20 protein-coding genes are annotated in these 20,952 nt (G+C 29.6%); 12 read left to right on the top strand and 8 right to left on the bottom strand.

Going from position 1 to position 20,952, the window contains the following annotated elements; all coding sequences use genetic code 11:
* Positions 1-27: 27 nt before the first annotated feature.
* Both ACQ65T_RS05230 and ACQ65T_RS05225 read right to left on the bottom strand, forming a co-directional pair.
* Positions 28-792 (bottom strand): alpha/beta fold hydrolase, encoded by a 765-nt coding sequence (locus tag ACQ65T_RS05230; RefSeq protein ID WP_430400044.1) that lies wholly within the window; start codon positions 790-792, stop codon positions 28-30.
* Complete coding sequence (locus ACQ65T_RS05225) at positions 792-1,505, bottom strand: pyridoxine 5'-phosphate synthase (protein WP_430400043.1); 714 nt, start codon at positions 1,503-1,505, stop codon at positions 792-794. The genes ACQ65T_RS05230 and ACQ65T_RS05225 overlap by 1 nt, the downstream gene beginning before the upstream one ends.
* 92 nt (positions 1,506-1,597) lie before the next feature.
* Here ACQ65T_RS05225 and ACQ65T_RS05220 point away from each other — a divergent pair, with 92 nt between their 5' ends.
* The 8 genes from ACQ65T_RS05220 (at position 1,598) to murI (ending at position 9,800) form a co-directional block, all read left to right on the top strand.
* Positions 1,598-2,257 (top strand): CBS domain-containing protein, encoded by a 660-nt coding sequence (locus ACQ65T_RS05220; RefSeq protein WP_430400042.1) that lies wholly within the window; start codon positions 1,598-1,600, stop codon positions 2,255-2,257.
* 10 nt (positions 2,258-2,267) lie between these two features.
* Positions 2,268-3,143: an NAD kinase gene (locus tag ACQ65T_RS05215; RefSeq protein WP_430400041.1), complete on the top strand. Its 876-nt coding sequence runs from the start codon at positions 2,268-2,270 to the stop codon at positions 3,141-3,143.
* Positions 3,144-3,252: 109 nt separating this feature from the next.
* Positions 3,253-3,936, top strand: a complete 684-nt coding sequence (locus ACQ65T_RS05210; protein WP_430400040.1) for a DUF6089 family protein — start codon at positions 3,253-3,255, stop codon at positions 3,934-3,936.
* Position 3,937: 1 nt separating this feature from the next.
* Positions 3,938-4,681: an isoprenyl transferase gene (locus ACQ65T_RS05205; RefSeq protein WP_430400039.1), complete on the top strand. Its 744-nt coding sequence runs from the start codon at positions 3,938-3,940 to the stop codon at positions 4,679-4,681.
* 4 nt (positions 4,682-4,685) lie between these two features.
* Positions 4,686-7,313, top strand: coding sequence for an outer membrane protein assembly factor BamA (gene bamA, locus ACQ65T_RS05200; protein ID WP_430400038.1), 2,628 nt, complete (start codon positions 4,686-4,688; stop codon positions 7,311-7,313).
* Positions 7,314-7,430: 117 nt separating this feature from the next.
* On the top strand, positions 7,431-8,420 hold the full coding sequence (locus tag ACQ65T_RS05195) for an OmpH family outer membrane protein (RefSeq protein WP_430401328.1): 990 nt from the start codon (positions 7,431-7,433) through the stop codon (positions 8,418-8,420).
* A gap of 25 nt (positions 8,421-8,445) precedes the next feature.
* Entirely contained in the window at positions 8,446-8,949 is a 504-nt protein-coding gene (locus ACQ65T_RS05190; protein WP_430400037.1) for an OmpH family outer membrane protein, read from the top strand.
* A 71-nt stretch (positions 8,950-9,020) separates the two neighbouring features.
* Complete coding sequence (gene murI, locus ACQ65T_RS05185; protein WP_430400036.1) at positions 9,021-9,800, top strand: glutamate racemase; 780 nt, start codon at positions 9,021-9,023, stop codon at positions 9,798-9,800.
* A gap of 4 nt (positions 9,801-9,804) precedes the next feature.
* Here the strand turns inward: murI and ACQ65T_RS05180 are convergent, their stop codons facing one another.
* Positions 9,805-10,320, bottom strand: a complete 516-nt coding sequence (locus tag ACQ65T_RS05180; RefSeq protein ID WP_430400035.1) for a gamma carbonic anhydrase family protein — start codon at positions 10,318-10,320, stop codon at positions 9,805-9,807.
* 68 nt (positions 10,321-10,388) lie between these two features.
* Positions 10,389-11,387, bottom strand: a complete 999-nt coding sequence (locus ACQ65T_RS05175) for a PorP/SprF family type IX secretion system membrane protein (protein ID WP_430400034.1) — start codon at positions 11,385-11,387, stop codon at positions 10,389-10,391.
* Positions 11,388-11,589: 202 nt separating this feature from the next.
* Here ACQ65T_RS05175 and ACQ65T_RS05170 point away from each other — a divergent pair, with 202 nt between their 5' ends.
* Entirely contained in the window at positions 11,590-12,489 is a 900-nt protein-coding gene (locus tag ACQ65T_RS05170) for a NifU family protein (protein ID WP_430400033.1), read from the top strand.
* Positions 12,490-12,549: 60 nt separating this feature from the next.
* On the opposite strand, the gene ACQ65T_RS05165 is transcribed toward ACQ65T_RS05170, so the two are convergent.
* Positions 12,550-14,796, bottom strand: coding sequence for an inorganic phosphate transporter (locus ACQ65T_RS05165; protein WP_430400032.1), 2,247 nt, complete (start codon positions 14,794-14,796; stop codon positions 12,550-12,552).
* A gap of 148 nt (positions 14,797-14,944) precedes the next feature.
* Here ACQ65T_RS05165 and ACQ65T_RS05160 point away from each other — a divergent pair, with 148 nt between their 5' ends.
* Both ACQ65T_RS05160 and ACQ65T_RS05155 read left to right on the top strand, forming a co-directional pair.
* Entirely contained in the window at positions 14,945-15,145 is a 201-nt protein-coding gene (locus tag ACQ65T_RS05160; protein WP_430400031.1) for a dodecin family protein, read from the top strand.
* A gap of 101 nt (positions 15,146-15,246) precedes the next feature.
* Entirely contained in the window at positions 15,247-16,065 is an 819-nt protein-coding gene (locus ACQ65T_RS05155) for a mechanosensitive ion channel family protein (protein ID WP_430400030.1), read from the top strand.
* Here the strand turns inward: ACQ65T_RS05155 and tsaB are convergent, their stop codons facing one another.
* From tsaB to ACQ65T_RS05140, 3 genes are all read right to left on the bottom strand, one after another.
* Positions 16,066-16,725, bottom strand: coding sequence for a tRNA (adenosine(37)-N6)-threonylcarbamoyltransferase complex dimerization subunit type 1 TsaB (gene tsaB / locus ACQ65T_RS05150; RefSeq protein WP_430400029.1), 660 nt, complete (start codon positions 16,723-16,725; stop codon positions 16,066-16,068). It abuts the gene before it with no gap.
* A gap of 105 nt (positions 16,726-16,830) precedes the next feature.
* Positions 16,831-18,132, bottom strand: coding sequence for an efflux RND transporter periplasmic adaptor subunit (locus tag ACQ65T_RS05145; RefSeq protein WP_430400028.1), 1,302 nt, complete (start codon positions 18,130-18,132; stop codon positions 16,831-16,833).
* A gap of 3 nt (positions 18,133-18,135) precedes the next feature.
* Positions 18,136-19,458 carry a TolC family protein gene (locus ACQ65T_RS05140; RefSeq protein ID WP_430400027.1) on the bottom strand — a complete coding sequence of 441 codons (1,323 nt, stop codon included), beginning with the start codon at positions 19,456-19,458 and terminating at the stop codon, positions 18,136-18,138.
* Positions 19,459-19,559: 101 nt separating this feature from the next.
* Here ACQ65T_RS05140 and ACQ65T_RS05135 point away from each other — a divergent pair, with 101 nt between their 5' ends.
* Entirely contained in the window at positions 19,560-20,951 is a 1,392-nt protein-coding gene (locus ACQ65T_RS05135; RefSeq protein WP_430400026.1) for a DUF4403 family protein, read from the top strand.
* The last annotated feature ends 1 nt before the right edge of the window (position 20,952 follow it).

Here is a 20,952-nt window from a genome sequence, read left to right as displayed (position 1 = left end):
AATATTATGCGTTCATAGTAAATTTGTTTAAGAATTTAGATATTTAACTACATATTCATAAAAATCCTTTGGATTTTCAGCATGCAACCAATGACCAGCATTAGTAATTGTATTCAAACTCATTTTTGGAAAATGCCTTTTAATGATATCTACATCTTCATTTAAAATATAATTTGACTTGTTCCCTCTTAAAAAAAGAGTTTCTTTTTTAAATATTTTTTCATCAGACAATTCCTTTCCAATTTCATCAATATTATTTACCAAATACTTAACATTAAATCGAAAATCTAATTGCCCAGGTTCTTTCCAATACAAGCTTTTAAGCAAAAATTGTCTGGTTCCATAATCCTTAACATATAAAGACAAAAGATCATCGACTTCTATTCTCGAAGGTTTTAAAGAAAAATCAATTGACAACAATCCTTCAAGAATGGATTGGTGATGGCGAGGATAAAATTTCGTTCCAATATCTGCAATAATTAGTTTTTCTATCAAACTAGGCCAAGTAGCAGCAAACTCCATTGCAACTTTTCCACCCATTGAGTGTCCTAACAAAACAATTTCTTTAAGGTCATTCTTATCACAATACTCCTTCACATCTTGAGCCATAACTTGGTAATTGAACTCTGGTGATTGAAAACTTCTTCCGTGATTTCTCAAATCCAACATGTGTACTTGAAAGTTTAACTTAGAAAACTCTAATCCAAGAGTTTTCCAGTTATCAGACATTCCGAGAAACCCATGTAAAATTAAAAAAGGTTTTCCCTCTCCTTCAATTTTTGAATACAACATTATTTTAATTTTTGAAGATACATATTTACAACATTCTCTAATCCTAGATACAAAGATTCAGAAATTAAAGCATGACCAATTGAAACCTCTAATAAGTTTGGAATATTATCCTTGAAAAATTTTATATTGTTTAAACTTAAATCATGACCAGCATTTATTCCAATACTCAATTCATTAGCTCTGATTGCTGCTTTAACAAATGGCTCAATTCCTATTTTATTACCTAATCCATATTCATGAGCAAAGCTTTCTGTATACAATTCAATTCTATCTGCTCCTGTTTCTTTAGCTCCTTCAACCATTTTCTCATCAGCATCAACAAAAATTGAAGTTCTAATTCCATTACGTTGAAATTCTTGAATAACTTCTTTCAAATAAGATTGATTTTTAACTGTATCCCAACCAGCATTAGAAGTCAAAGCTCCAATTGCATCCGGAACCAATGTAACTTGTGTCGGTTTGCATTCTAAAACTAAATCAATAAAATTATGTTTTGGATTTCCTTCAATGTTATACTCTGTATACACAATGGGTTTTAAATCACGAGCATCTTGATAACGAATATGCCTTTCATCTGGTCTTGGATGAATTGTTATTCCTTCTGCGCCAAAAGCCTGAATATCTTTAGCTACTTTTAATAAATTTGGAACATCCCCGCCTCTTGAATTTCTTAAGGTTGCAATTTTATTGATATTTACAGATAATTTAGTCATACTATATTTATTAATTTTACAAAAATACAAACTATAATATAGGAATAATAAGCAATTTTTGATTATTTTGCATTAAAATTGAACCACTATAAATGAACATCATTTTAGAATACATCAATAACGATGTAAAACCTTTAAAATCTAACCAAACAATTAATGAGGCTCATGAATTATTTATGGACTTCTCATTTACTCATTTTCCAGTCATAGAAAACAATACTTACATTGGTTGTTTAAGTAAAGAAGACGCAGAAACACTGAATCCTGAATCCAAAATCGAATCCAATAAAATCAATTTAGAACGATTTTTTGCAAAAAACTCAATGAGTTGGCTAGATATTCAAGAACTTTTTGCTCGCAATCAGACAAATATTATGCCTGTATTAGACGAAAAGAACAATTATGCAGGTTATTTTGAAATGGAAGATATTATACGAATTTTTAATGAAACTCCATTTTTAAAAGAAGAAGGCGGTATTATTGTGGTTAAAAAAAAACAAGACGACTTTTCAATGAGTCAAATAACCCAAATTGTTGAGAGCAATAATGCAAAATTACTTGGATTATTTATTTCAAAAATTGAAAACAATGAAATTGAAATAACTCTAAAAACAAGCCTAGGAGGGTTAAATGACATTATTCAAACTTTCAGACGATTTGACTACAATATAATTTCGCAACATCAGGAAGATTCATATATTGAAAACCTTAAAGAACGATCGGACTATTTAGACAAATATTTAAACATCTAATCTTAATACTATGAAAATTGCAATCTTTGGTCAAAACTATCAAGGCAATACTGAAAGTATAGTTTCAGAAGTCATTAAGATTCTAGAAATAAATAACATTGAAATTATTATAGAAAAAAAATTCAAAGATAGTTTTAAGAAAATACAATATGCTTTTGAGACTTTTACATCACATGATCAACTTGACAATTCAACTGATGTTTTAATAAGTATTGGAGGTGACGGCACAATTTTAAGAGCCACAACTTTTGTGAGAGACAAAAACATTCCAATAGTAGGCATCAATACTGGCAGGCTTGGATTCTTAGCAACGGTACAAATTGAAAACATTAACTTATTAATAAATAAAGTTATCAATAGAGATTTTACAATTTCAAAAAGAAGTTTATTAAACCTTCAATGTACTCCTAGAAATCCAGACCTAGTTGATTTAAATTTTGCATTAAATGAAGTTACCGTTTCTAGAAAAGACTCAACCTCTATGATTACCATAGAAACCTATTTAAATGGCGAATATTTAACTTCTTATTGGGCTGATGGATTAATTATATCAACCCCAACAGGGTCAACAGGCTATTCTTTAAGCTGTGGAGGCCCAGTATTAATGCCAGACGTTAACAGCTTAGTAATTACGCCCATAGCACCTCATAACCTAAATGCCCGACCATTAGTTATTCCAGATGACACAGAAATTGAATTAAGAGTTACTGGTAGAGAAGAACAATATCTAGTTTCTTTAGATTCAAGAATTACTTCTGTAACAAACGAAACGTTACTTAAAATAAATAAAACCTCTTTTCAAGTAAATATGATTGAATTTAAGGATGAAGGATTCTTGAAAACGATTAGAAAAAAACTGCTTTGGGGTGAAGACAGAAGAAATTAAACCTTCCGTACAAGAAAATCATTTTTTTGCGTTTTAATATAACTTATAAAATTTACTATAAAATGTGGTAAAGAAGTCAATATTGTTATATTTGCAAACTATTATAAAAATGAGAAGAGTATACCTATATATATGTTTATTGTTTTGCGCCTTAAATTCTAATGCTCAAATCAACGAATTAGGCGTTTTTTTAGGAGGAAGTAATTATATTGGCGATGTGGGGCCAACTGATTATATATCTCCTAACGAACCTGCTTTTGGTGTAATTTACAAATGGAATAGGAGCACGAGACATTCCTTTAGATTTTCATATTACCAAGGTAACATTACATCAAGAGATATTGACAGTGATGTTCCAGGGCGGAAATTAAGAGGATATAGTTTTAAAAACAACATTAAGGAGTTTTCAGCAGGAATCGAATTTAATTTTTTAGAGTTTGATTTACATAATAATGAAAAAACAACTACTCCCTATGTCTTTACTGGCATAAACCATTTTATTTATGACGAAATATTTATTTTAGGAAATGAAAGTAAAAAAGATTACAGACATAGTTCTTTTTCTATACCTATGGTAATAGGATTAAAAACAAGGCTAGTGAAAAATTTTATAATTGGATTTGAAGTTGGTGCTCGATACACTTTTACTGATAATCTTGACGGAAGCAACCCAATTAATGATAATTTTGAAAACTTAAGATTTGGAAATCTTAATAGTAATGATTGGTATGTGTTTTCAGGTTTTACACTAACCTATACTTTTGGAAAAAACCCTTGTTTTTGTACTGAATAATATGAGTTTACTAAACAACATAGATAAAAACAACATTCCCAACCATTTAGCAATAATCATGGATGGAAATGGGCGTTGGGCAAAACAAAAAGGTTTGTTGAGAACAATTGGACATGAAGGAGGAACAAAATCAGTAAAAAAAACAGTTGAATCTAGTGCTAAGCTTGGAATAAAAAACCTGACACTTTATGCTTTTTCAACTGAAAACTGGAATAGACCAAAACTTGAAGTTGACACTTTAATGAAATTACTTATTTCATCTCTAAAAAAAGAATTAAAAACGCTTCAGGAAAACAACATCAAATTAAATGCAATAGGAAATTTAACAAATTTACCTTCAAAAGTACAAAGAGAATTAAACGAAGTTATTTCTAAAACTTCAACAAACAACAGAATGACACTAACCTTAGCACTAAGTTACGGGTCTAGAGAAGAAATAATTCAAGCTGTTAAAAAAATTAGCGAGAAAGTTAAAAATAATATAATTTCCAATGAAGCTATTGATGAATCAATTATTAATCAGCATCTTTACACACAAGATTTACCTGATGTAGATTTAGTTATCAGAACGAGTGGTGAACACAGAATAAGTAATTTTTTGTTATGGCAAATAGCATATGCTGAATTTTATTTTACAGATATATTATGGCCCGACTTTAGTGAAGAAAACTTATACGAAGCAATTGTAAGCTATCAAAAAAGAGAGAGAAGATTTGGAAAAACAAGTGAACAAATTTCAAAGTAAAAAAATGTTAAATAAAGGAATAAAAACGATACTTACCTTATTACTTATAGGTAGTTTCAACACAATAGTTGCTCAAGAAATTAAATTTGAAAACGGTAAAGAATATATTTTAGCTGAAGTTGAAGTCACAGGCAAAGTAAGCTATAATGAACAAACAGTAGTTACATTCTCAGGACTTGAGAAAGGACAAAAAATATTAGTTCCAGGTGAGGACATTAGTTCAGCCATAAAAAAATTATGGAAACTTGGTTTATTTAGTGATGTAAATTTTTACATTAATAAAATTGAAGGAGATAGTATTTTTTTAGAATTAAACTTAAACGAGTCTCCAAAATTATCTGATGTAAAAATCATTGGGCTAAAAAAAGGGAAAGCTGACGAAATCATTAAGCAAGCCGATTTAAAAAAAGGGAAAATAGTAAATGAAAATTTAATCACTACAACAAAAAACTATATTGAAAGTAAATACCGCAAGGAAGGTTTTTATAATACTAAAGTTTTAATTAGTAATTCACCAGATTCTACAGGAAATAATGTAAAAATGCTTGTTAACATTAACCGTGGTGAAAAAGTAAAAGTTAAAACAATTGAATTTATAGGAAATTCTGAAATTAAAGATAGTAAACTTAAAAAAGCATTTAAAAACACAAAACAAAAAAACCCTTTACATCTTTTCAAAAGATCTAAATATATTAAAGATAAATACAAAGAAGATTTAGTAACTGTTATTGATAAATATAAAGAAAAAGGATTTAGAGATGCAAGAGTGCTATCGGACTCTATATCTTATGATAAAAAATCAAACACTATAGCTATAAAAGTAAATCTTGAAGAAGGAAAAAAATATTATTTTGGGAACATACGTTACCTAGGAAATACTGTATATACTGATCAGCAATTAGACAGAATACTTGCTATCAAAAAAGGAGATGTATATAATGGAGTTATGCTTCAAAAAAGAATTGCAGACCAGTCAAAACCTGACGGAGAAGACATTACAAATCTTTACCAAAACAATGGATATTTATTTTCAAGCATCAACCCAGTTGAAGTAAAAACTTATAACGACACTATCGATTTTGAAATCAGAATCACTGAAGGACCAATCGCTTATTTTAATAAAATATCTGTTGTTGGAAACGATAAAACGAATGATCACGTTATTTATAGAGAACTTAGAACTAAACCTGGTCAAAAATATAGCAAAGAAGAACTAATTAGATCTATTAGAGAATTAGGCCAACTAGGATTTTTTGATCCTGAAACAATAAAACCAGACTTTAAAAATGTTGATGCTCAAGCAGGAACTGTAGATATTGAATATAGTGTTGTAGAAAAAGGATCAAGTCAAATAGAACTTCAAGGAGGTTACGGCGGTGGAGGTTTCATCGGAACCCTAGGTCTTTCTTTTAACAATTTCTCCGCAAGAAACATGTTTAAAAGAGGTGCTTACAAACCATTACCTATGGGAGATGGTCAAAAAATGTCTCTTAGATTACAAGGTAGTTCATATTTCCAAACATACAGTCTTTCATTTTCAGAACCATGGTTCGGAGGTAAAAAACCAGTTAGTTTTTCAACATCTATATCTCACAGTAAACAATTTTTATACAATTTTCAAACAAGAGATGTTAATAGACAGCAAAGTTTTAATATTACATCGTTATCTGTTGGATTAGCGAAAAGATTAACTGTACCAGATGATTTCTTTGTATTATCACACACAGTTTCTTTCCAATACTACAAACTAAACAACTATAATACTGGATTATTTACATTTGGTAATGGAGCCTCTAGAAACTTAGCATATACAATAGGCTTAAGTAGAAATAGTAAAGGAACAAACCCAGTTTTCCCTACTTATGGATCTGAATTTAGTATTTCAGGGAGATTTACTCCACCCTATTCACTTGTAAATGGTATTGATTATGCCAATTTAGAAAACAAAGAAGAATACAAACTTAGAAACACTACAGGAAACGGTTACTTTAACGCTAACAACAATTGGGTTCCTACTAATGCTTATTTAGATGCAAATGGAGATGCAGTAACCGACTTTAACGATGCTGTTGCAGACCAAGCAAAAGTGGATCAAAAAAAATACAATTGGTTAGAATATTATAAAATAAAATTTAAAGCAGATTGGTATACTAGAATCTATGACAAATTTGTATTAAGATCCTTAGGAGAATTTGGTTTTCTTGGAGCATATAACAACGATAGAGGCCTTGTTCCTTTTGAACGATTTTTCTTAGGAGGTGATGGACTAGCAAATTTCGCTCTAGATGGAAGAGAAATTATTCAACTTAGAGGGTATCCAAATAATTCATTATCGTCAACTGATGGAGGAACGGTATATAACAAATTTTCTTTAGAATTAAGATATCCAATAACACTTAAACAAGCAGCGTCTATATATGCTTTATCATTTGTTGAAGCTGGTTCTGCTTTCGATAATTTTAGAGATTACAACCCATTTAACTTACAAAGATCTGCAGGATTTGGTCTAAGAGTATTTATGCCAGCATTTGGTTTATTAGGTATAGATTTTGCACATGGATTTGATGCGATTCCTGGCCAAAATATAAAAAGTGGTTGGCAAACACATTTTATCATCGGACAACAATTCTAAATTAAATGCGTTTATATAAAATATAAATTTTTGAATTTTTACTTAAAAAAACATTTCATATCTTTCGGAATGTTTTTTTAGGTTTTTAAAAATGCATTTAAACTTTAAAATATGAGAATAAATAAACATATATCTACTGTTATTTTATTAATTTCCGTTTTATCTTTCTCTCAATCTAGAGGTGTTAAAATAGGCTATATAGACATGGATTACATACTAGAAAAAGTCCCAGATTATGCTGAAGCAAAAAACCAACTAGAACAGAAAGCTCAAAAATGGAAGCAAGAAATTGAAGTTAAAAAGAATGATGTTAAAGCACTAAAAGAAGCTTTAAATACAGAAAAAGTACTTTTAACAAAAGAATTAATTGAAGAAAGAGAAGAAGAAATAGCTTTTTTAGAAAAGGAATTATTAGATTATCAAGAAAAAAGATTTGGAGCGAGAGGCGACTTAATTATTCAAAAATCATTATTAGTAAAACCGATACAAGACCAAATTTTTACAGCAATTCAAGATATTGCTGAAACAAAAAAATATGATTTTATTTTTGATAAATCATCAGACTTGACAATGCTTTTTGCAGCTCAAAGATTTGACATAAGCGACCAAGTTGTTAGGATTCTTACTAGAATTCAAAAAAGAGAACAGCTATCTAAAAAACAGCTTAAAGAGCAAGACGCCAAGGAAGCAGAAGAAGATATGATTGATGAAAATCCTGCAATGGCTGAAAGACAAAGAATATTAGATGAGAGAAAAGCTGCTAGAGAGAAACTATTAGAAGAAAAAAAACAAGCGGCTGAAGAGAGAAAAAGATTAGCGGCTGAAAAAAGGCAAAAACTAATTGATGAGAGAGAAGCTAAAAAAAATGGCACAGTAATTGAAACTAACAATTCAGACAAGGAAGATAAAAATTCAAATACAGGCGAAAAAGATGCGTCTAAAGAAAAAGAACTAACTGCAGAAGAGAAAAGGCAATTAATAATTGAAGAAAGAAAATTAAAAGCTGAGGAAAGAAAAAAAGCATTAGAAGAGAAAAGAAGAAAAATTTTAGAAGAAAGAGAAGCCGCTAAGAAAGCAAAAGAAGAAGAAAACAAAAAAGAAGAATAATAACCTAAATAAATTAATCCTAAGAATGAAACAATTAAAAACTTTAGCAATTGCATTAGTAATGTTTATTGGTACACAAGTATCTGCACAAACTAAAATGGCACATATTGATGTTCAAGCATTAATGACTGCTATGCCTGAAATGAAAACAGCACAAACTCAAATTGAAAAAGTACAGGCTACTTATGACAAAGAGTATAAAACTATGGTACAAGAATACCAAACAAAATTACAAAAATATGAGCAAGAAGCTCCAACAGTTGGAGAAGCAGTAAATGAAACTCGCTCAAAAGAAATGCAAGATATGGGTGGAAGAATTCAACAATATCGTGAAAATGCTACAAAAGAATTACAACAAAAAGAATTAGATCTTATTAAGCCTATCATGGAAAAAGCGCAAGCTGCTATTAAAAAAGTAGCTAAAGCTAAAGGTTTTCAATATGTTTTAGACTCTACTACTGGAAGCGGAGTATTGGTTGCTGATGGAACTGATTTATTAGCTGATGTAAAAAAAGAGTTAGGTTTCTAATTTGAAATCTTTAAAAAATTTAACTGCTCAAACTTCAATTAGTTTGAGCAGTTTTTTTTTACATTTGTTATATGAGTAATACAAACCCTATAGGATTATTTGATTCTGGAATTGGTGGAACATCAATTTGGAAGGAAATCCATTCTCTTTTGCCATTTGAAAACACAATTTACTTGGCAGATAGTAAAAATGCACCTTATGGAATTAAATCGAAGGAAGAGATTATAGATTTGTCAATTAAAAATACTGAACTTTTATTAAACAAAAACAGTAAACTAATTGTCGTAGCCTGTAATACAGCAACTACTAATGCAATTAAAGAATTAAGATTAAAATACAAAGTTCCATTCATCGGTATTGAACCTGCAATAAAACCTGCGGCAAATAAAACCAACACTCACACAATAGGAATTTTAGCAACAAAAGGAACACTTAATAGTGAGTTATTTCATAAAAACGTAGAAAATTTCTCTGACGTAAAAATAATTGAGCAAGTAGGCCATGGTTTAGTCCAACTAATTGAAAATGGTGACATTGAATCAACCGAAATGACTTTACTATTAAAAAGCTACATTGAACCAATGCTAGAACAAAATATTGATTATTTAGTTTTAGGTTGTAGTCATTATCCTTATTTAATTCCACAACTAAGAAAAATAATACCTACAAACGTAAAAATAATTGATTCTGGCGAAGCTGTTGCAAAACAAACGCAACATATCTTAAATCAATATAAATTAACAAATAGTTCAAATGAGCAAAGCTATCAACACTTTTATACTAATAGCGATTCTAAAGTTTTAAAAACCATATTAAAGAACGACTCTACTGTTTTTGAAAAAAACTTTTAATTATCTATTCTTCTTTAAACCAACTTGAATACATTACATAATTATTAGATATTCTATCTATTTCTCCTGCAAAGTCACTTTGATCAATATCCTTAACCTTTTTTGCAGGAATTCCAGCATAAATAGCTCCAGACTCTATTACAGTATTCTGAGTAACAACTGAACCTGCACCAACTATAGAATTACTGTGTATAACGCAATTATCCATTACAATTGCCCCCATTCCAATTAATACATTATCATGCACTACACAGCCGTGAACAATCGCGTTATGACCTATCGAAACATTATTACCAATAATAGTTGGATGCTTTTGATAAGTACAATGAATTACTGCTCCATCTTGAATATTCACTTTGTTACCAATTTTAATAAAATTTACATCTCCCCTTATCACAGCATTAAACCAAACACTGCATTTTTCTCCAAAAGAAACATCACCTACAATAGTAGCATTTTCTGCAACAAAACAATCAGAAGGAATACTTGGTGACTTACCATTTACATCTTTAATTAACATACATTCTAATTTAAAAAAAATGTCCTGAATAAAATTCAGGACATATATATTATATAAATATTAATTCTTTAATTAACCGCAGGACAATTACAATCCCAATCAGCAGCTCTACAAAATATATCAAACCCAAGAGTGATTTGATGGAAACCACCATTATCAAACTTAATATCTCCTAATAAATGAGAATAAGTATATGAGAACATGAATTTTTTATAATTCACACCAATAATTGGAGTAATATATTGTAATTTTTGTTCTTTAACTGTCGATCCACTTAAATACTCAGCTCCATCAAAACTTCTTCTATAAGATACACCACCCCATAGTCTTCCAAAGTCAACATTCTTATAAACCTTAAGATTTAAATCAATTGATTTTTCAGAAGTTTCTTCAACCATTTGAAACATAAATGAAGGCTCAAACATTAATTTATCACTATCGCCAAAAACGGCTCCAGCACTCCAAAGATATTTTCTTAAGTTATCAGATTCAATTTCACTAGTATATAACTCTCTTCTATTTGCAAGAAAATTTTTAACTGTCAAATGTGTGAAAAAATCCATATAATGATATGAAGCTCCAATATCAACATTAAAATAAGCGTCTTTCTGAATAACACCTGGAACTATTACTGGATCAAAACCAGTAAAATCTGTACCATCAATATTACTCTGAACGAATGCAGCACTTAAACCAAAAGATAATTGATTTAAATCTGAAGTTCCTCTAGAAAATCTTAAATGATGAGCATATGTCAACTTAGCACCTCTTTGAGAATGATATCCATTTCTATCATTAAACAAAATCATACCAACTCCTGAAACACCATCTTCATCCAAGGCAGTATTAAAACTTATTGTTTGTAAAGCAGGAGCGTCTTCTTGTCCAAGCCACTGTTGACGACCCGTTAAACGAATTTTTCCACAATTTGCAGCTCCAGCCATTGAAGGATGAATTAAGTAATAATTATCCGACAAATAATCTGAATAAACAGCTACTCCTTCTTGTGAAAAAGTAATTTGAGACAATGCAAAAGCAAAAATTAAAAAAATCTTTTTTAAATTCATTTTCAATAATTTAATGTAAACAACTGTTTATCAGCTGATATATATAAGCTTTAAAGCCCGTAAAAATTACGAACTTGCCAAAGATATAAATTTTAATTTAAGTTTAATAACTTATTTTTATCTAAAATGAATGTTAAAAGTTAAAAAAATAAAAATGAAATATGTATCCAGGTTTTGTTTATTACCTTTGTAAAAAAAGAAAATGCACAAAATCGCCATAAAAGAAACTAACAATCCATTAATTATTAAATTTGAATTAGAGGAATTTATTGTAAAAAATCAAAGTTTTGAATTTAAAAACATTGACGAAACAAAAAACTCACCTCTTGCTCAACAATTATTTTATTTACCTTTTGTAAAAACAGTTTATATATCTGGTAACTTTATTGCAATTGAACGATTTTCAATTGTTGAATGGAAAGATGTTCAAGATGAAGTAGCAGAACAAATTGAAAATTTTATAAACTCTGGAGGAGTTATTGTAAAGGTTGAAGAAAACAGCACTAAAAAAACTCCAGTTTCAATTTATGCTGAAAACACACCAAACCCTGCGGTTTTAAAATTTGTAAGCAATAAATTACTTACTAAAACAATGGTTGAATGCAAGAATATCGATGATACAATTGCATCTCCTTTAGCTAAAGAATTATTTAAATTTCCATTCATAAAAGAAATTTTTATTGATGAAAATTATATTTCAATTACAAAGTTTGAAATTGCAAATTGGGACGATGTTACCTTAGAAGTTAGAACCTTTATTAAAGAATTTATAGAAAAAGGCAATGTTGTTGTTGATGAATCTCTTATCGTTAAAACAGAGAACCATAAGAAACAACAAGAAGAATATTTTGACAAGCTTGATGTTACTTCACAACAAATAATTAATATCCTTGAAGAGTATATAAAACCTGCTGTTCAAAGCGATGGCGGAAACATTATGTTCGAATCGTTTGATCCAACAGAAAAAAGAGTAAAAGTAATTTTACAAGGAGCTTGTAGCGGCTGCCCTTCTTCTACATTTACTTTAAAAAACGGAATTGAGAACATGTTAAAAGACATGCTAAAAGATCAAGACATAAAAGTTGAAGCAATAAATGCTTAAAATGTTTTAATAAAAAAGGGAACCAATCGGTTCCTTTTTTTATTGGCTTTACTTTAAATACTACTTAACTTTATTAGCGGCATATTGATTAAAATCTTTAAACAATTCTAACAAACTCATTGTAGCCTTAATTAAATCATTAGTTTCTAACAATAATGCAAAATACAATTTACTATTTTTAGGACTATTTTCAGTAGTTCTAATTCTTTCAATTTGTTTTTGAATCAAGTCAGAAATTTTATCTAATGTTACATTTTTCTCAGCTAATATAGTATCAATGTTTTTAAAATCTTTATTATTAAAGACCAAAACAATATTATTGAATAATTCTAAAACTTGTAATTCAACACTTTTTAAATCTCTAGTTTGATTAAACTTTAATTGTTTATGGTTATTATTTACATGGGAATAGCCATTTTGCGCTATGAAACTCATTGACTGCGAAATATCTTGTAAATAACCTAATATTAATATATAAAATTTACTTCCTTCAACCGAAGTTTCATCTAAATTTTTAATAAAATAATATACGTTATTCTTTAGGTCATCAACTTGTTTTTCAAGTTTTTTAATTGCCTTTTTATTTTCCTTTAAAATCAACAAATCTTGCAAACTTAAGCCGCTTATAACTCCACTATAAATTTTATTAGACTTGTTAATTAGGCTAGCTATTTGATCTGAACTCTCATTAATAACTTCATTAATTGTTACGATATCTTCTTTGTTTAACAAAGTTTCTTCTTCTTTTTCTTTAGATTTTTTGATATGGTTTCTTGAGCTTCTATACATTAAAATAGCTACAGCAATCATTAAGGCAAAAAAGGCAAAAACCCCACCAAATTGTAAAAACAAAGTTACTAGACCCGCTGTTAGAAACGCAGCAAAAGCAGTAACGAACCATCCTCCAATAACATTAATAACTCCAGCAACTCTAAACACAGCACTTTCTCTATCCCAAGCCCTATCTGCAAATGATGTACCCATAGCTACCATAAAAGTAACATAAGTAGTTGAAAGTGGTAATTTCATAGAAGTTCCTATAGCAATAAGAATACTAGCTACCATTAAATTAACCGATGCTCGAACCATATCAAATGCTGCTTGATCGGCTTTTCTTGATTTTAATTCAGGTTTTTCGAACCTTTTATCAATTTTAATTTGAATTGATTTTGGCAAAACATAATTAATCATTTGACCAATATACATAACGCCTCTAACTACAACTCTTGATAAATTATTAGCATCAAACTTCTCAGTTCCCTCACTTTGTCTTGACAAATCAACTCCAGTTGCAATTACATCTTTAGCTTTTTTTGATGTCCAAATAGTATACACCATAATACCACCACCAAAAAGCAATAACCAAAAATTAGCTTTTAATTCTGAAGAAGCTAGTGCACCCATAAGCATAGAAGAATCGCTCCCGTTTGCGACATAAATTTCATATGATTGCAAAGCTGCTATTGGAACACCAATAAAGTTTACTAAATCATTTCCTGCAAAAGCTAATGCAAGCGCAAAAGTCCCTATAACAATGATTATTCTAAATATATTTACTTTAAATGAAATGAATATTTGAGAAAGGATAGTCCAAAAAACAAAACTTACACCAATAATCAACAATTGATGTGTACTCATATAATCTTTTATATTAGCAGATAAAATGGTTGAACTTTTAAGTCCTTTGAAAAGAATAAAAAAAGAGATGGCCGTTATACCAATACCTCCAAAAATAGCTCCAAAATACTTTACCTTTTTCTCGTACTCAAAAGAGAACAATATTCTTGAAATATATTGAACAAAAGCCCCTATAGAAAAAGAGAGGAGTACCGATAATAAAATACTTGTTACAATTTCTGTTGCTTTCTTTTGATTAATATACTGCAAAATACTACCTGTAGCAGAAGTATCCGATAATAGTTTATATGCCCCTAAACACACAGCACCTCCCAACAATGAAAACACAATAGAAACCGTTGTAGAAGTAGGTAGTCCTAGTGAATTAAACAAATCTAGCAATAGTACATCAGTAACCATCACTGCAAGAAAAATAATCATTACATCATTAAAAGTAAACATTGAAGGTGTAAAAATTCCACTACGCGCAATTTCCATCATTCCACTTGAAAACAAAGCCCCTAATGCAATTCCAACACTGGCAACAATCATTAAAGTTTTAAAAGAAACAGCTTTTGAACCTATACCTGAATTTAAAAAATTTACAGCATCATTAGCTACTCCAACCATTAAATCGATTGATGCTAGAATTGCAAGAGCAACAAGCATTATCACATAAATTTGTTCCATCTAATTGTATATAATTATTTTATGCAAAATTCCTTTAACTAATTATATCTAATGTTAAGTTAATGTTATTAATTAAAAAAAGAAATTTGCAAAAGTTCTTTGCGTTTTGTAAATTGGTTACTTATTAACAATCTTAAAAAAAACAGTAATGGCAATTTTAAAAGTTATCGAAGTATTATCTAGTTCAGAAAAAAGCTGGGAAGATGCAACAAAAAAAGCAGTTACACATGCGTCTAAATCATTAAAAAACATTCGTTCTGTTTACGTCCAAGATCAAAGTGCATCAATAAAAGACAATGCAGTTGCAGAATTTAGAGTAAATCTAAAAATTACTTTTGAAATAGAATAACTTTTCAAAAGACGTACAACAAAACATTCTATTTATAGGATGTTTTTGTTTTATAAGACCATTTGAAAAATTACCTTTGTAAACAATACAAAAAACAAAAAATGATTGACAATAAAATAGAAGGCTTCTTCGAAGTATTTAAAAAAATTATTATACAATATTCTCCTAAAATTATTTTTGCTTTATTAATTCTTTTTATTGGTTTGTGGGCAACGAGTATCATAACCAAATTAGTAAAGAAAATTTTAAAAAAGAGACATGTAGAAGAAACCTTAGTTAATTTTGTTGGAAACCTCCTTTTTTGGACATTAAGAATCCTTGTATTTATAACTTTTATTTCAAAACTTGGAGTTGAAACATCTTCTTTTGTAGCCATTTTAGGAGCTGCTGGTTTAGCCGTTGGTTTAGCCTTACAAGGTTCACTATCTAATTTTGCAGGTGGAATTTTGATTATTTTATTCAAGCCATTTAAAGTAGAAGATGTTATTGAAACCCAAGGCGCAATTGGTAGTGTTAAAGAAATTCAAATTTTTAATACCAGATTACTAACTGCCGACAATAAAACCATTTATATCCCAAATGGAATTTTATCAAACGGTGTAGTTACAAATTATACACAAGAAGGAATTAGAAGAGTTGACATTGTTATTGGTGTTGATTATAGCTCAGATTTACAATTAGTAAAAAATACTATTGAAGAAGTAATGAATAAAAACGCTCAAGTTTTAAAAGAGCCCGAAGCAGCCACTTTTATATTAGATCTTGCAGACAGTAGTATTAATATGGCAATTAGACCATGGGCAAAGGTTGACGATTATTTCAAGGTTCGTTCAGAAATACTAGAAGAATGTAAAATTGCTTTTGACAAAGCAAACATTGAAATTCCATTTCCTCATCAAGTGGAAATTAAAAAGAAATAACTATTTATTTAACACAAAATCTTTTAAATAATAAGGTTCAAAGTAAGCGACATTTTCAAAGTCGCTTTTTTTGTACTTTTCAAACGCCAAACAACTCATTTCATTTGCAGAAGGATAAACAACATCTTCGTAAAATTTAAACTTGTCATTAGTTAGAGTTTCTTTAAACTTTAATGCTCCATCTCCTACTAAATGGACCTTGCTTTCAATTTCTGAAAAGGAATTTTCATCAACAATTAGTGCTTCTACTTCTTTAATCATTTTAAATTCAGGATTAAAAACAGCCGTATACACTTCCATTCTTCGGGCATCAATCATTGGTACAATTACACCTTCTTTGACAGTAATTTGTCTTGCTAATAAAGTTAAAGTATCTATTGAAATTAAAGGAATATTTAAAGCATAACACAAACCCTTAGCTGAAGAAACTCCAATTCTTAAGCCCGTGTATGAACCTGGACCTTTACTAACCGCAAGTGCAATTAAATCTTTAAAAGTAATTTGATTTTCAGTTAAAATCTCTTCAATAAAAACATGGAGTTTTTCTGCATGAGAAAAATTTTGGTTTGCAATTTCTTTTAATGCAATTGTTTTCCCTTCTTTCGACAATGCGATTGAACAGTTTTTTGTTGCAGTTTCTATACTTAATATAAAGCTCATTCCTTAAAAATATTATGATGCAAAAATACGAAGTTTAGCGTTAGTATTCCAATAAAAAAGAGGCGTGATATTCACACCTCTTTTTCACTAAATTATATCAACAAATTATTCTTTCTTCTCTGACTTGTCTTCTAGTTTAATCTTATCATTAGAATTTAATTCTTTTGAAACCATTGTATAAGGTCCGGTAATAATTTCGTCCCCTTTTTTCAAACCAGAAATAATCTCAATATTCGTATCGTCTTGAATTCCTGTTTTTACAACTCTAATCTGAGCTTTATCTCCATTTTTAACAAAAACACATTCAAACTTTTGATCAGATTTATAGGTTCCGTTTTTTTCTTTTACTTCTTTATCTAACTCAGCAATAATATCTTTCTTTACTGAAGTAGTATCGTCTTTGATTACAACTGCACTAATTGGCGCACCAATAACTTTCTCTTTTCTATTTGTTATAATATCTACCGTTGCAGTCATCCCTGGTCTAAAGGGAGAATACGTTTCTGGTTTCCCTTCAATCAAATCCATATAAGACTCTTTTAAAATTCTAACCTTTACTTTAAAGTTAGTCACCTGATCAGCTGTTAATGCAGAACTAGCTGAATTAGAAATACTTGTAACAATTCCTTTGAATTCTTTTTTCAAATAAGCATCAACTTCAATTTTAGCCGAATCACCAACACTTACCTTAACAATATCATTTTCGTTTACATCTACTTCAACTTCCATATGGTTTAAATTAGCCACTCGTAAAATCTCAGTTCCTGCCATTTGCTGTGTTCCTAGTACTCTTTCACCTAGTTCAACAGAAAGTAATGAAATGGTTCCATCTGCAGGTGCATAAATCGTAGTACGACCTAAATTATCTTTTGCTTCTGTTAAAGTTGCTGAAGCACTTTGAACATTGTAATATGCTGATTGTTTCGATGCTACTGCAACTTCATAAGCAGAAACAATTCTGTCCCATTCAGATTTTGAGATAACTCCTTTTTCAAATAAAGATTTATTCCTATCATAATTAGCTTGAGCTTCTTTAACTTGAGCTTCTGCCTGACTTAACCCTGCTCTAGTATTTGATACCGATGCAGCAGTTCTATTTACTCCTGAAACATAGATGTCTGGATTTATTTTCACCAACAAGTCACCTTTTTTAACCTGCTGTCCTTCTTTTATAGGTAAATCAATAATTTCTCCCGAAACCTCAGAAGAAATCTTAATTTCTACCTCTGGTTGAATTTTTCCAGTAGCAGAAACTGTTTCTACAATTGTCATTTCATTGACTTTTGCTATTTCCACAACTTTAACATCTTCATTATTCCCTATAACTCCTGCATTTTTCAACACTAATAATACAGCTATAAAAGCAATTACAGATCCAACTGTAATGAATATTGACTTCTTTGTCATAATTTATTGTTTTTCAATTAATGGTATTCCGAAATAAAACTCTAATATTTTTGTTCTAAATATGTAATCATATTTTGTTCTTAAGACATCTGATTGTGCATTATCTAATGCGATAGAAGATTGAGAAAAATCATATGTATTTAATAGGCCTACTTCATATCTTTCTTTAGAAAACTTAAAAGCTTGTTCTCGAGCTTGTAATGTTTTTTGTGCTGCTTCATAGCTCTTTTTCGCATTAACAACATCATTATAAGCCTGATATACTTTACTTTCTAAATCTAACTCTGCTTGCTTTAATTGATATTCTGAACGCTCTTGATTAATTTTCGCCCTCTGAACTCTACCTCTTGTAGCAAAACCATTAAGAATTGGAACATTTAATTGTAATCCAATAGCAGTTCCATCAAATAATGACAATTGATCAACAAAGTTAAAGGGAGTGCTTTCTGACCAACGAGTATTATAGCCTACAAAACCAGATAAAGTTGGTAGATATGATGAGCGAGAAAGAGCAACATCCTTCTTTGCAATATCAACATTAGATAGCGCAATTTTAATATCATTTACAGACTCTTTTGCTTTTGCTAGTATCTCTTGTTGTGAAGCATTACTTAAATCCGTCAGTGGCATATCTAAAATTTCATCAGAAACATCAAACGAAGTATATTCATTTATTAACAACATTTGACACAAAGCAATTTTTGAAATTAACAGTGTATTTTCTGTACTAATAATCTGTTGCTGTTGAGAGGCATCTGTTGCCTGTAGCTCATATATATCTCCCGCTGGTAATGAACCCGCATCAATTAACTGTTGAGTTCTAATTAAATTCTCTTTAGTAATACTATTTTGGTTAATTAAAACTTTCAATTGCTCTTTATTAAATAAAATTTGCAAATATGAATTGGCAACTGAAAGAGCAATATCATCTTTCATTTTATCTAAACGATAGGTGTTTGCTATTTTATTTAGCTTGCTTCGCTGTAAAGTTTTCCAGTTAGCCAGACCGTTAAATATTGTAATGCCAGAATTAGCTGACGCTGAGAAAGACTTAAAAGTTTGATTTTGAAATTGATTTGTTACTGGGTTTATACTTGCTCCAGTATTCATACTGTAGTTAGCATTTCCACTTAATGTTGGCAAAAAACCTCCAATTGCTTCCATTTTTTCAACCTCTGATGTTTTTAAATCTAACTCAGATTGTTTAATAGAAATATTGTTTTCAATTGCGTAGTCAACACATTCTTTTAAAGTCCATTTTTTTTCTTGAGCCGATAGTTGAAAACCTATCATCAATAGAAAAAATATTATTTTTTTTAATGTCATTATATATAATTTATAAATGATTTAATAATAAGACCAAAAAACAACTGATTTGTTACAGGAAACAATTAAAATTTTACTTTTACACTAAAATAATTTCTACAATGAAAACATTTATTTCTTTATTACTAGTCAACATCCTTGTTTTTACTTTTACTTCTTGCAGTACTGTTAAGAAAATTGAAGCCTTAAAACCAATAGCAACAGAGAATTCTCCATTAATATACAAGAATAAAATTTCGTTTATTGCTATGCCTATAGAAATTGGATTGGTAGATATTCAATCACAAATAAATAAAAATCTAAAAGGTTTAATATATGAAGATGATGATTTTGAAAGTGACAACACAAAAATGAAAATTTGGAAAACAGATGCGATTATTTTAGAAGAAAAAAATGGAATAATCTTTTCGAAAATTCCTTTAAAAATTGTTGCAACAATTAAATACGGAACTGATCTTTGGGGCTTAAATGACACTAAAGATATTTATTTAAATGGAGTTTTAACCTTGGAAAGCAAAACCCACCTAACAAATTGGAAACTTACTACAAATTCAACAATTGAAAAACTAGAATGGAACGAGAGCCCTAGTATTGTTATTGCAGGAAAACTTGTTCCCATAACCTACTTAATTAATCCTACTGTTTCATTATTTAAAAACAAAATCGCAAAAGAAATTGACTATGCTATTGATTCAACCTGTGACTTTAAACCAAATGTTCTTGAGGCATTAGAAACGCTAAGCAAACCTTTTTTAGCAAACACATCATTCGACACTTGGTTTAAACTACAACCAATAGAACTTTACGACACTTCTGCAGTTATAAAAGACAAAAAAATAACAATGCAAATGGGATTAAAATGCATCATGCAAACAATGGTTGGGCAAGAGCCCAAAAACAATTTTAACAAAGAAGACCTTATTTTAAAACCGGTTTCCAGTATGCCTGACAAAATAAATGCTTCAATTGCCGCAGTATCAACTTATAAAAACGCATCTGAAGTCATTACAAAAAACTTCAAAGGAGTTACTTTTGCATCTGGAAGTAGAAGTGTAACTGTACAAAAAGTAGACATTTGGCAAAAAGACACAAAATTAATAATTGCTTTAGACTTAATAGGTTCTATAAACGGAACCATCTATCTATCTGGCTACCCCAACTATAATTCATTATCAAAAGAAATATATTTTGATGATTTAGATTATGTTTTAAATACGAAAAACATACTATTAAAATCTGCAAATTGGCTAGCTCAAGGAACCATTTTAAATAAAATAAGAGAAAGCTGTAGATACTCAATTCAAGAAAATTTAGAAGAAGCAAAAAACAGCATGTTGCCATATCTAAATAATTATTCTCCAGCTAAAGGAATTTATATAAATGGAACTTTGAATGATTTTGAATTTGAAAAGGTGGAAATATCCGATAAAGCAATAATTGCATTTATAAGTACCTCCGGAAAAATGAAAATATCTATTGATGGACTAGAATAAA

This window comes from Flavobacterium sp. (assembly GCF_965284515.1).
Lineage (GTDB): Bacteria > Bacteroidota > Bacteroidia > Flavobacteriales > Flavobacteriaceae > Flavobacterium.
Note: the sequence above shows the minus strand (reverse complement) of the source record. Positions and strands in the feature narration are given on the sequence as shown.